The organism is Enterobacter sp. MGH119, assembly GCF_001037675.1.
GTDB classification, from domain to species: Bacteria; Pseudomonadota; Gammaproteobacteria; order Enterobacterales; family Enterobacteriaceae; genus Enterobacter; species Enterobacter hormaechei_C.
Genome location: NZ_KQ089929.1, coordinates 1,981,461 through 1,992,824, shown reverse-complemented (window position 1 = coordinate 1,992,824; position 11,364 = coordinate 1,981,461). Strand labels below are relative to the sequence as shown.

Annotated in this window: 12 protein-coding genes; 6 read left to right on the top strand and 6 right to left on the bottom strand. The window is 53.8% G+C overall.

Translation table 11 applies throughout. From position 1 onward, the window contains the following. Window positions 1-28: 28 nt before the first annotated feature. Window positions 29-1,189, top strand: a complete 1,161-nt coding sequence (locus tag SK53_RS09505; RefSeq protein ID WP_003858773.1) for a pyridoxal phosphate-dependent aminotransferase — start codon at window positions 29-31, stop codon at window positions 1,187-1,189. On the opposite strand, the gene SK53_RS09500 is transcribed toward SK53_RS09505, so the two are convergent. From SK53_RS09500 to SK53_RS09490, 3 genes are all read right to left on the bottom strand, one after another. After that, a complete protein-coding gene (locus tag SK53_RS09500) occupies window positions 1,190-1,816 on the bottom strand; it encodes an IbrB-like domain-containing protein (RefSeq protein ID WP_022650584.1) in 627 nt (208 codons plus the stop codon). Continuing rightward, entirely contained in the window at window positions 1,801-3,024 is a 1,224-nt protein-coding gene (locus SK53_RS09495) for a phosphoadenosine phosphosulfate reductase (protein WP_048209154.1), read from the bottom strand. Before SK53_RS09495 ends, SK53_RS09500 begins: the two co-directional genes overlap by 16 nt. A gap of 128 nt (window positions 3,025-3,152) precedes the next feature. Further along, window positions 3,153-4,073, bottom strand: coding sequence for a DNA-binding transcriptional repressor CitR (locus tag SK53_RS09490; protein WP_022650586.1), 921 nt, complete (start codon window positions 4,071-4,073; stop codon window positions 3,153-3,155). 621 nt (window positions 4,074-4,694) lie between these two features. Between SK53_RS09490 and ahpC the strand changes: the two genes are divergently transcribed. Together ahpC and ahpF are read left to right on the top strand one after the other, a co-directional pair. Further along, a complete protein-coding gene (ahpC, locus tag SK53_RS09485) occupies window positions 4,695-5,258 on the top strand; it encodes an alkyl hydroperoxide reductase subunit C (protein ID WP_003858764.1) in 564 nt (187 codons plus the stop codon). A gap of 242 nt (window positions 5,259-5,500) precedes the next feature. After that, window positions 5,501-7,066: an alkyl hydroperoxide reductase subunit F gene (gene ahpF / locus SK53_RS09480; RefSeq protein ID WP_022650587.1), complete on the top strand. Its 1,566-nt coding sequence runs from the start codon at window positions 5,501-5,503 to the stop codon at window positions 7,064-7,066. Between the two features lie 59 nt (window positions 7,067-7,125). Here the strand turns inward: ahpF and uspG are convergent, their stop codons facing one another. Beyond that, window positions 7,126-7,554 (bottom strand): universal stress protein UspG, encoded by a 429-nt coding sequence (gene uspG / locus SK53_RS09475; protein WP_022650588.1) that lies wholly within the window; start codon window positions 7,552-7,554, stop codon window positions 7,126-7,128. A gap of 181 nt (window positions 7,555-7,735) precedes the next feature. Between uspG and SK53_RS09470 the strand changes: the two genes are divergently transcribed. Next, window positions 7,736-8,974 (top strand): zinc-dependent alcohol dehydrogenase, encoded by a 1,239-nt coding sequence (locus SK53_RS09470; RefSeq protein ID WP_022650589.1) that lies wholly within the window; start codon window positions 7,736-7,738, stop codon window positions 8,972-8,974. A gap of 10 nt (window positions 8,975-8,984) precedes the next feature. Here SK53_RS09470 and yldA read toward each other — a convergent pair whose 3' ends face one another. Both yldA and rnk read right to left on the bottom strand, forming a co-directional pair. Then, a complete protein-coding gene (yldA, locus tag SK53_RS24010; RefSeq protein ID WP_015571155.1) occupies window positions 8,985-9,074 on the bottom strand; it encodes a small membrane protein YldA in 90 nt (29 codons plus the stop codon). 137 nt (window positions 9,075-9,211) lie between these two features. Next, window positions 9,212-9,622 carry a nucleoside diphosphate kinase regulator gene (rnk, locus tag SK53_RS09465; protein WP_032608834.1) on the bottom strand — a complete coding sequence of 137 codons (411 nt, stop codon included), beginning with the start codon at window positions 9,620-9,622 and terminating at the stop codon, window positions 9,212-9,214. A 262-nt stretch (window positions 9,623-9,884) separates the two neighbouring features. Here rnk and SK53_RS09460 point away from each other — a divergent pair, with 262 nt between their 5' ends. Both SK53_RS09460 and SK53_RS09455 read left to right on the top strand, forming a co-directional pair. Next, window positions 9,885-10,505: a flavin reductase family protein gene (locus tag SK53_RS09460; protein WP_048209149.1), complete on the top strand. Its 621-nt coding sequence runs from the start codon at window positions 9,885-9,887 to the stop codon at window positions 10,503-10,505. A gap of 1 nt (window position 10,506) precedes the next feature. Further along, window positions 10,507-11,361, top strand: a complete 855-nt coding sequence (locus SK53_RS09455) for a helix-turn-helix domain-containing protein (protein ID WP_048209147.1) — start codon at window positions 10,507-10,509, stop codon at window positions 11,359-11,361. The last annotated feature ends 3 nt before the right edge of the window (window positions 11,362-11,364 follow it).

The window sequence follows — 11,364 nt, the reverse complement described above, 5'->3', positions numbered from 1 at the left end:
CATAAGTATTACAGGCAGGCACACTACAATGAGCAATAACCCGTTGATCCCGCAGAGTAAACTTCCCAATCTCGGCACGACGATTTTTACGCAGATGAGCGCCCTGGCGCAGCAGCACAACGCCATTAACCTCTCACAAGGTTTCCCGGATTTTGATGGGCCGAAATATTTGCAGGAGCGTCTGGCGTACCACGTTGCGCAGGGAGCCAACCAGTATGCGCCGATGACCGGCGTGCAGACGTTGCGTGAAGCCATTGCGGATAAAACGGCGGAGTTATACGGCCATAAGCCTGACGCGAACAGCGATATTACGGTGACGGCAGGGGCGACCGAAGCGCTGTATGCGGCGATAACCGCCCTGGTGCGTACGGGTGATGAGGTGATTTGTTTTGACCCGAGCTACGATAGCTACGCCCCGGCGATTGAACTGGCCGGCGGCGTGGTGAAGCGCGTGGCGCTCCAGCCACCGCATTTTCGCCCTGACTGGCAGGCATTTGCTGCGCTGCTGAGTGACAAAACCCGTCTGGTGATCCTGAATACTCCGCATAATCCGTCGGCGACGGTGTGGCAAAAAGCCGATTTTGCTGCGCTGTGGCAGGCCATCGCCGAACGTGAAATATATGTTCTGAGCGACGAGGTGTATGAGCATATCTGCTTCGCCGAAGTGGGGCATGCCAGCGTGCTGGCGCATCCGCAACTTCGCGAGCGTGCAATCGCGGTATCGTCATTTGGGAAAACCTACCATATGACCGGCTGGAAGGTAGGGTACTGCGTGGCCCCGGCGGCCATTAGCGCTGAGCTGCGCAAAGTGCATCAGTACCTGACGTTTGCCGTGAACACACCGGCTCAGCTGGCGCTGGCGGATATGCTGCGTGCGGAACCCGGACATTACCGCGAGCTGCCGCACTTCTATCGTGAACGTCGGGATCTGTTTGTGGCGGCGCTGAGCAAAAGCCGCCTGGAAATTTTGCCGTCTGAAGGAACCTATTTCCTGCTGGCCGACTACAGCGCGATTTCCGATCTGGACGACGTGAGTTTCTGCCAGTTGTTGACGAAAGAGGTGGGAGTGGCGGCCATTCCGCTGTCGGTGTTCTGCGCCGATCCCTTCCCGCATAAGCTGATTCGTCTTTGCTTTGCGAAGCAGGAATCGACGCTGCTCGCTGCGGCAGAGCGTCTGGCGACGCTCTGACTATTTCACCGTCCAGGCTTCTGAAAAACGACGGTCTGCGAAGAGTTCGAGCAGACCGTTGATCTGCTTCAGACGCAGCACTTCATCGCTGTCCATACCTAACTCCTGGCCAATTTTCTGCTCACTCCAGCCCATAAGCACCAGTTCTCGCACGATTTCTGACATGGCGTTGATCTGGTGGCGTCCACGCGCGCGGTTGTGACGAATAGTTGCCGCCATGCGATCGAACTTTTCCTGGCGCGCTTTACGCAGGCAGGTAACAGGGAGGTAACCTTTAAGCTGGCGCTTCAGGATCGCCCGGTTACTGCCGATATCATGACGGTGAAAACCATCGACAATTTCGTAGTGCTGTGGCGCATTTTCCGTCACAACGATAGGTTGTGTGAATCCATCCAGCTCCAGTGACTTGCTGAGCAGCCGCTTTTCCGGCGGCGCGACGTTATTTGGGTTGTAATCGTTAGCGGTGATGTTTGTCTTTTTTATCCACAATACGCAATCGACGGGCTGATCGCGAAAAGGGCTGATTTCATGTAATGCCTGACGAAACGCATTAATAGCGGCTATTCGCTCTTCTTCTGAAAGTGCCTGAAGGTACGTTTCCATTTCGGTGATTATTCGTTGTTGCATAAAATCCCCCATTCCTTGCGTTTTGCTTTCACTCTGTCGCTGTAGCGCTGATAGTGTTTAGGCTTATTTGGGCTAAACGAAAGTGCCCGGCACCAATAGTCATTGTTGAGTAAAACCTTACAAATGCGTCGCCAGGAAGGGATATCTTTTGCACCAATGTCACCCTCCTGCGTGTCGGGAATATCGTTCATGCCTCGCTTTTGATACCAGTGGAGATAAACCGCGATTTTGTTGCGGTAATGTTCCGCCGTATTTTGCGGCATGCTGTCGAGTAACAGCATGGCGTATTCGCGCCAGCCGAGATGGTCTGGTTTCAGGATCTTCCGGTGGCCATAAAAATGGTTATCGTGCCCGGCATAAATACTTCCGCTTCGCACGCCGCAGGCGCGTTCACACATCGCCGCCCAGCGTTCGGGTTCAATGACATGATAGAGCCACAAGCCCTGACGCTGTTCCGGGCCAAACGGTTCGCAGATGCGCATATAACGCGGCGGCACCCCCGCCTTGTACATCAGGTCGTATAACGGGTTATAGCAACATTTTGATTTCGCGAACCACGTCCAGATGTCGGCGGTTTTCCAGTCGTACAAGGGGTAGATATACCAGGCGTGCCCACCCGGGGCGACGGTCGTCCAGGGTTTATCGTCAGAAAAGCGCTGCTTACGCGCCGACGCGATAGCCAGAAAGCGGTTGTAAGATTCATCGGCGCGGATCCCCACCATGACGGCGGCAGGACGTTTTTGTGCATACCATTCGGCAAACTCGCGCACGAAGGCTTCAAACGTCATTCCCTGCTGATAAAAATCGAAATAGTGGTAATCGGTAATGGCATCTTCCGGTGGCTGGCGAACCCAGTTTGTCCCGGGTTCCCAGCACTGCCATTCAGGTTGAAACTGTGACAGGGCGTTCTGGGTCGTGAGCGGAAGCGCTACCCACCAGAACTGATGGATAACATCCCGATACAGCGTTCTCATCGTGTCAACATGCTGAATGGTTGAGGAGAATTGCGCTTCCCAGTCCAGAAAGATGACATCTATTTTTCGCTTTAATTGCCGTGCTTTCTGGGCAACGAGATGCAGCATCACGGTAGAATCTTTTCCACCGGAAAAGGAAACGCAGACCCTGGAGAAATTGTTAAGCGTCCAGTCTATGCGTTCCGCAGAAGCGTCTAAAACATTTTCCTGTAAAGGGATTTTATAGATCGACATGATTAATCGCGTCCTGCGTGTTAAATGTCTGGAAAAAAACAAAACGATATTATGGAATTATTTGTCCTTAATTTCACGGGGGCATTTTCTTCGGGTTGCCTTATTTGCATTCACCATGCAAATGTATTTTACGCAGACGGCGGAGAAACGCAGAGCTTATGCATTTTTTCAATGAATGTTGAAAAAACAGTGCTATTCAGTGATGAACGGCTGTAGAGCATATAGATCTTTAATTCAGGCAGCTCAAACGGTGGCTCAAGCCTTTTTAATTTCAACGGTTCTTTATATGTTTCATAGATCGACACGGGGATGAAGCCTAACAGATCAGATGAACAGACCATGGAGATGAGAGAGCTAAGGGAGTCCGTACGAAAAGCAATATTTCTTTCCGGAAACGCGTCATTTGCGCGACTCTGAAACTCTTTTACACCCGGATGAGCACTCTGGTAAAAAGTGAATTTCTCCTGGTATAGCACTTCCAGCGTGACTGCGTCAGCGAGCCTTGGGTGGTCTGCTCTACAGATTAAGGCTATCGGCACCGTGGTGAAGTGGGTGCAGACCACAGAGCGATTGTGGATAGGTGCGATAGAGAAGATGAGATCGGCCTTACGATAGGCCAACAAATCTTCCGCTGATTCGGAGGAAATGAGCATGTCTCTTTGCTCTATCTCATAATTCTCTTCAGATATTAAAAGCTTCAACGGTTCGAGCATCGAACCAGGAGACACCATTTGAGAGCAATAGATAACGAACTTTTTTTTGATGTCCGAGTGATGCATCATGTTGATCGTCTGCTCAAGCTGATTGAGATTTTTTTCCAGATGATGATGCAGGTTGGTACCTACTGTGGTTGGCGTAATTCCCTTCCCTGAACGGATAAACAGGGGGTCATTAAGCTGACCGCGCAGGCGTTGCAGCGACTGGCTGACGGCGGATGGCGTGATATAAAGCGTCTCGGCAGCCCTACTGATACTGAGATGTTGGTAAATGCATTCGAAGATGACTAACAGATTGAGATCGAATTTTTTTAGGTCGTAGAGGTTTGCCATGTTTCGTCCTGAGTGAGTTGAGTTTGCTGTCGTTATCACATCCTGGAGTACGACAGAGGGAAGTTACCCTTTACAATCCGTGTGAATAACTCGCTTAATTTAAAATTTAAGTGATCTTAATATATCACGGCTTTGGATTATTGAAACATAACTTCAAGACTAATTAAGATAATTTTATCTTTAAAGTTTGATTGAATTATTTGAATGAAAAGTGGTGTTTATATATAGCGTGAAACCCATAATGAAATTAAATTTATAATCTTTCAGAGAACTCTTCGATACTGCCTATCACAGCCATAGGCAGGACTATCCCTCTTATGCATTGCTCAATGCGCGCAGGGGTGCTGTAATCAAAGCGCTGTTACGGCCTTGATACAAGGTATGTAGAGCGCAACGAAACGCCAGCTTCGGCTGGCACTGAATGTACCTGCGGGGAATTCAGGTATCAGGGCCGCCCGTTGAGGCGGCCTTTTTACTTTCAGGCTTTCCTGTAAAAGGTTCACCTTGCTGTCTTGTTGCTGTTGTAAGGTTTGGCTGATTGATTTGATAAAGCATACGCATTAGCCCCGATGGATAAAGTTGGTTACCTTACATCTCAACGAAAACACGGAGGAAGTACAGATGTCTTTGATTAACACTAAAATTAAACCTTTCAAAAACCAGGCGTTCAAAAACGGTGAGTTCATCGAAGTAACCGAGAAAGATATCGAAGGCCGCTGGAGCGTGTTCTTCTTCTATCCGGCTGACTTCACCTTCGTTTGCCCGACCGAACTGGGCGACGTGGCAGACCACTACGAAGAACTGCAAAAGCTGGGCGTAGACGTTTACTCTGTTTCTACCGATACCCACTTCACCCACAAAGCGTGGCACAGCAGCTCTGAAACTATCGCGAAAATCAAATACGCGATGATCGGCGACCCGACTGGCGCCCTGACCCGTAACTTCGACAACATGCGTGAAGATGAAGGCCTGGCAGACCGCGCGACCTTCGTTGTTGACCCGCAGGGCATTATCCAGGCTATCGAAGTTACCGCTGAAGGTATCGGCCGTGATGCATCTGACCTGCTGCGCAAAGTGAAAGCGGCTCAGTACGTTGCTTCTCACCCAGGCGAAGTGTGCCCGGCGAAATGGAAAGAAGGCGAAGCGACGCTGGCGCCATCTCTGGACCTGGTCGGCAAGATCTAAATTTCCGTTGTTTTTCACGCCATAGCTGCGTTGGCGTCGCCTGCTCACCCCGGTCACTTACTTTAGTAAGCTCCCGGGGATTCTCAGGCTAGCCGCCTTGCTCTGACGCGAAATACTTTGGAAATTGTTTCAGTCATGGGCGCTCCCCGCGCCCATTTCATTCCAGCACCATGATGCAAGTTGCATTCAGGCAGCCCGTATAAGGCGGCTTGCATGATGACGTTTTAAGAGAGGGAAGAATAATGCTCGACACTAACATGAAAACCCAGCTCAAGGCCTACCTTGAGAAACTGACCAAACCTGTTGAGCTGATTGCCACGCTGGACGACAGCGCGAAATCGGCAGAAATCAAAGCACTGCTGACAGAGATTGCTGAGCTGTCGCCGAAAGTGACCTTCAAAGAAGACAACACGCTGGCAGTCCGTAAGCCTTCTTTCCTGATCGCCAACCCAGGGTCTGACCAGGGGCCGCGTTTCGCGGGCTCTCCGCTGGGGCACGAATTTACGTCCCTGGTGCTGGCGCTGCTGTGGACCGGTGGTCATCCGTCAAAAGAAGCGCAGGCGCTGCTGGAGCAGATCCGCGATATCGACGGTGATTTTGAGTTTGAAACCTATTACTCGCTCTCCTGCCACAACTGCCCGGACGTGGTGCAGGCGCTGAACCTGATGTCAGTCCTCAACCCACGCATTAAGCACACGGCGATTGACGGCGGTACGTTCCAGAACGAAATCACCGAGCGCAACGTGATGGGCGTTCCGGCGGTTTACCTGAATGGCCAGGAGTTCGGCCAGGGGCGCATGACGCTGACCGAAATCGTCGCCAAAGTGGATACCGGCGCAGAAAAACGCGCGGCGGAAGAGCTGAACCAACGCGATGCTTATGACGTGCTGATTGTTGGCTCAGGCCCGGCGGGCGCGGCGGCAGCGGTCTACTCCGCACGTAAAGGGATCCGTACCGGTCTGATGGGCGAGCGTTTCGGTGGTCAGGTTCTGGATACCGTAGACATTGAAAACTACATTTCCGTGCCGAAAACCGAAGGCCAGAAGCTGGCCGGTGCGTTGAAAGCGCACGTCAGCGACTACGACGTGGATGTCATTGACAGCCAGAGCGCCAGCAAACTGGTTCCGGCGGCGGTCGAGGGTGGTTTGCACCAGATTGAAACGGCGTCCGGCGCGGTGCTGAAGGCGCGCAGCGTGATCATTGCCACCGGCGCGAAATGGCGCAACATGAACGTCCCGGGCGAAGATCAGTATCGCACCAAAGGCGTGACCTATTGCCCCCACTGTGACGGCCCGCTGTTCAAAGGTAAACGCGTCGCGGTGATCGGCGGCGGTAACTCCGGCGTGGAAGCGGCTATCGATCTGGCGGGAATTGTGGAACACGTTACCCTGCTGGAGTTCGCTCCGGAGATGAAAGCGGACCAGGTGTTGCAGGATAAGGTGCGTAGCCTGAATAACGTCGACATTGTGCTCAATGCCCAGACGACAGAAGTGAAAGGCGACGGCAGCAAAGTGACTGGTCTGGAATACCGTGACCGCGTGAGCGGCGATATCCACAGCGTAGCGCTGGCAGGGATCTTTGTTCAGATTGGCCTGCTGCCAAACACCACCTGGCTGGAAGGCGCTATTGAGCGTAACCGCATGGGCGAGATCATCATCGATGCGAAATGCGAAACCAGCGTTAAGGGCGTATTTGCGGCGGGCGACTGCACCACCGTGCCGTACAAACAGATCATCATCGCTACCGGTGAAGGTGCGAAAGCGTCGCTGAGCTCGTTTGATTACCTGATCCGCACCAAAACTGCATAATAAAAGAAAGCAAGACGACACCTGCAATGCCAGAGGCCACCTAAAGGTGGCCTCTTTTTTTATCTGACGACCATCACCGGAATGTGGGTGTGGCGGATCACGCTGGAGGCGTTCGACCCCAGCAGGTGAGTGGTGATGGAAGGGTTACGTGAACCAATCACTACCACGTCGGCATTTAATTCCCCGGCAAGCTCATTAACGGCGTCGCGCACGCTACCGAACCGGACGTGGGTTTTGATGCGGGAAGGATCGATGCTGAAGTGCCCGACCATGGTTTGCAGGCGCGTCTCGGCTTCGTGCTGTAAATGCTCTTCAAAACGACGCACATCAGCAGCGAAACGATGCAGGCTCAGGCTGGCAGAGCCCGGCAAAACATGCAGAAGATGAATAATTCCGTCCTGCTGCGCGAGAAATTCCGCGTGACGTATAGCCTTATCACTCAGTTCCATTTCAAAAACATCAACCGGCATAATGATTGTTTGATACATAACCGTTTCTCCTTGTTAATAAACGCTGGAATCATTCAACCACAAAATATAAATGGTTTCTGTAATCCCGACAGCACTTTTTTATCTCGCCAGGATAAATCTCAAAACAGCCGGATTCCGGGGCAGATCCCGAGAGGTAGCTACCCTTTTATAAGCTTACCCACACCCTTTCGGAGGTTGCATGAAAGCTCTCACCTATCACGGTCCACATCATGTTCGGGTCGATAATGTCCCCGATCCGGGCATCGAACAGCCTGACGATATCATCCTGCGCGTAACGGCCACGGCGATCTGTGGTTCTGATTTGCATCTTTATCGCGGAAAAATTCCCAAGGTCCAGCATGGCGATATCTTTGGTCATGAATTTATGGGCGAGGTGGTGGAGTGCGGGAGCGAAGTGAAGAACGTGCAGAAAGGTGACCGGGTGGTGATCCCGTTTGTAATTGCCTGCGGTGACTGCTTCTTTTGCCAGATGCAACAGTACGCGGCCTGCGAAAACACGAATCGCGGGCAGGGCGCGGCGCTGAACAAAAAGCAAATTCCCGCCCCTGCCGCGCTGTTTGGCTACAGCCATCTTTACGGCGGCGTGCCGGGCGGACAGGCGGAGTATGTGCGCGTCCCGAAAGGCAACGTGGGGCCGTTTAAAGTGCCTCAGCTGCTGTCTGACGACAAAGCGCTTTTCCTGTCAGATATTCTGCCTACCGCCTGGCAGGCGGCGAAAAATGCGCAGATTCAGAGAGGCTCCAGCGTCGCCGTATTCGGGGCCGGGCCGGTGGGGCTACTGACCATTGCCTGCGCGCGGCTTCTCGGCGCAGAGCAGATTTTTGTGGTTGATCATCATCCCTATCGACTGCGGTTTGCCCAGGAGCGCTACGGCGCGATCCCGATTAACTTTGATGACGATAACGACGCGGCGGAGAAAATCATTGAGCAAACGGCCGGACAGCGCGGAGTGGATGCGGTGATTGATGCCGTCGGGTTTGAGGCCAAAGGCAGCACCACGGAAACGATCCTCAGTAACCTGAAAATTGAAGGCAGCAGCGGCAAAGCCCTGCGCCAGTGCATTGCTGCGGTGCGGCGCGGAGGCGTGGTCAGCGTGCCGGGCGTGTATGCCGGTTTTATACACGGCTTCCTGTTTGGCGATGCCTTCGATAAAGGGCTGAGCTTTAAGATGGGGCAGACCCACGTCCATGCCTGGCTGGGAGAGCTGCTGCCGCTTATCGAAAAAGGGCTGCTTACACCGGAAGATATTGTCACCCACTATCTTCCGCTGGCTGATGCGGAGCGCGCCTATAAAATCTTCGAAAAACGGGAGGAGGAGTGCCGCAAGGTGATCCTGGTGCCTGGTGCAGACACCCCGGAGGCAGCGCAGCAGAAAGTGAAGGGACTGGTGAATGCCTTCCCCGGCGGCGTTGTGTGAGGTTCCTCACTCACCAGTGGCGCTCAAGGTATAGCACGGCCACGACGAGGATCGCCAGGATGATGAGAAAAACCAGTGTGATAACAAGTATCTCACCCATGACCGTCCCCACGGCACCACAACAGAGTAAGCGTGGATTAAGCGGTTTTTGTCCGATATAACACAATCGGGTGAATTTGCGGAAAGAGGATGCGGGTGCATCCTCTGTGCAAAGCGGGGTCGCTTGTTCAGAAGGGATTAACGCAGGTAATCGCCAGCGGCTTCGGGCTGGTAGAACAGCTCAAGCACTTCCAGGTGAGCTGAGGCACCGCCCGGGAGTTCCCAGTGGATAGTATCGCCTGTGCGCAGTCCAAGCAGCGCCGCGCCCACGGGTGCCAGCACCGACAGTTGCGTGCTGCTGTCGGTCATCTGCGCCGGATAGACCAGCGTACGGGTGAGCTCCTCGCCGGTGGTCAGGTTGCGGAACTTCACCTGGCTGTTCATGGTGACCACATCATGCGGCATGGTCTCAGGCGTACACATCTGCGCCCGGTCTAGCTCTTCGTTCAGCGCATCGGCTACCGGCAGCGAGGCGAATTCTGGTTTCTCCAACAGTCGGTCAATACGTTCTGCGTCGAGTTCATTGATGATAATCGTAGGTCTGGACATTTTTACTCCATGTCGTTAATGCTGCGTGTAACGCAGAAACCAATCCAAAAGAAAACCCTCGCCGTCTGGCAGCGAGGGTTTAACTTAGCTGATGATACTGTCTGAAACCGTAAGTTTGAAGTGATGAAGGTCACAATCATGCGCCATATGAATTTTTGGCAATAAACCCGGCGTCCCGATTCACGCTGAACGGAAATTTCGTTACGCTGGAAAGACTGAACCCGGGCAATGCGCGTTGCAGCCCCAGCGTAGAGAGAGCGATATGTACTTTTACCAACCTTCTCAGGGGCACGGCCTGCCGCACGACCCGCTGAACGCCATTATCGGTCCACGTCCGATTGGCTGGATCTCATCCTGTGATAAGGCCGGTCAACTGAACCTTGCCCCGTACAGCTTCTTTAACTGTTTTAACTATCGCCCACCGATCATTGGTTTTTCCAGCAATGGCTGGAAGGATAGCGTGCGGAATATTACCGAAACGGGGGAGTTTGTCTGGAACCTCGCAACCCGCGATCTGGCCGAGGCGATGAATGAAACCTCCGCCACGCTCCCTCATGGCGAGGATGAATTTACCTTTGCCGGCCTGACGCCCGTAGCCAGCCAGCTTGTGAGCTCGCCGCGCGTGGCGGAAAGCCCGGTGAATTTCGAGTGTCGATTGTCACAGTGCATTCAGCTTAGCGGCGCGGATGGGACACCGATTGATACCTGGCTGGTGCTCGGCGAAGTCGTGGGCGTCCATATCGCCGAGAGTTTGCTGGAAGAGGGGATTTACCAGACCGCGAAAGCGCAGCCCATTCTGCGTGCGGGTGGACCGACGGCCTACTATGCCATCAGTGATAGCCATCGCTTCGACCTGGTACGCCCGGATGCGCGCAGGGGGTAATATGCGCGCAACCCTGTTGCCCGCCGATCAGCAGTTTTTTGCCGATCTGTTGAGCGGCCTGGTGCTCAACCCACAGCAGTTGGGGCGAGTCTGGTTTGCTCATCGTGGCGCGTCTGACGCTGTCGGAAGCGTGAGCCGCGACTGGCCACGGCTTGACGTCGTTCTTCGCGGGGAATATGGCAACAGACTGGTTGCCGGGCAGCAGCCCCTCCACCAGGGGGAAATGCTGTTTCTTCCCGCCCAGGCCGCCAGCGTCCCGGTGTTTGAACGACCGGTCATGCTGCTGAGCATTCTTTTCGCGCCGTCGTGGCTGGGGCTGGTGTTTCATGATACCCGGCACGGGCGATCCGTGCCTGCGCAGCGACACGTGGAGCTTCCTCACCCTGAACGAGGTGAGTGTGCCGCGATGCTGATGGCCCTGACGCACCTGAGCGCTTCCCCGCAGGACCAGGCTATTATTCAACCACTGGTGCTGAGCCTGCTGCACTGGTGCCGTAAAGTGGTGTCGTCGCTGCCTGAACCGGGAGTGTCGCGCGGGGATTTCCTCTATCAGAGCATTTGTAACTGGGTGCAGGAAAACTATGCTGAACCCCTGTCGCGGGACAGCGTCGCTTCGCTGTTTAATATTTCGGCTAACCATCTGTCACGCCTGTTCTCTCAACAGGGGACGATGAGTTTTGTGGATTACGTTCGTTGGGTGCGTATGGCGAAGGCGAGAACCATCCTGCAAAAATACCACCTGCCGGTGGGGGAAGTGGCGAAGCGCTGCGGCTATGCCGATAGCGACTATTTTAGCCGTCTGTTCCGGCTCCAGTTTGGCCTGACGCCGGGGGAGTATCGCGCACGCTTTCAGTGACAG

Coding starts and splice junctions, on each gene's coding strand:
- SK53_RS09505 (WP_003858773.1), top strand. CDS start 29: ATGAGCAATAACCCGTTGATCCCGCAGAGTAAACTTCCCAATCTCGGC.
- SK53_RS09500 (WP_022650584.1), bottom strand. CDS start 1,816: ATGCAACAACGAATAATCACCGAAATGGAAACGTACCTTCAGGCACTT.
- SK53_RS09495 (WP_048209154.1), bottom strand. CDS start 3,024: ATGTCGATCTATAAAATCCCTTTACAGGAAAATGTTTTAGACGCTTCT.
- SK53_RS09490 (WP_022650586.1), bottom strand. CDS start 4,073: ATGGCAAACCTCTACGACCTAAAAAAATTCGATCTCAATCTGTTAGTC.
- ahpC (WP_003858764.1), top strand. CDS start 4,695: ATGTCTTTGATTAACACTAAAATTAAACCTTTCAAAAACCAGGCGTTC.
- ahpF (WP_022650587.1), top strand. CDS start 5,501: ATGCTCGACACTAACATGAAAACCCAGCTCAAGGCCTACCTTGAGAAA.
- uspG (WP_022650588.1), bottom strand. CDS start 7,554: ATGTATCAAACAATCATTATGCCGGTTGATGTTTTTGAAATGGAACTG.
- SK53_RS09470 (WP_022650589.1), top strand. CDS start 7,736: ATGAAAGCTCTCACCTATCACGGTCCACATCATGTTCGGGTCGATAAT.
- yldA (WP_015571155.1), bottom strand. CDS start 9,074: ATGGGTGAGATACTTGTTATCACACTGGTTTTTCTCATCATCCTGGCG.
- rnk (WP_032608834.1), bottom strand. CDS start 9,622: ATGTCCAGACCTACGATTATCATCAATGAACTCGACGCAGAACGTATT.
- SK53_RS09460 (WP_048209149.1), top strand. CDS start 9,885: ATGTACTTTTACCAACCTTCTCAGGGGCACGGCCTGCCGCACGACCCG.
- SK53_RS09455 (WP_048209147.1), top strand. CDS start 10,507: ATGCGCGCAACCCTGTTGCCCGCCGATCAGCAGTTTTTTGCCGATCTG.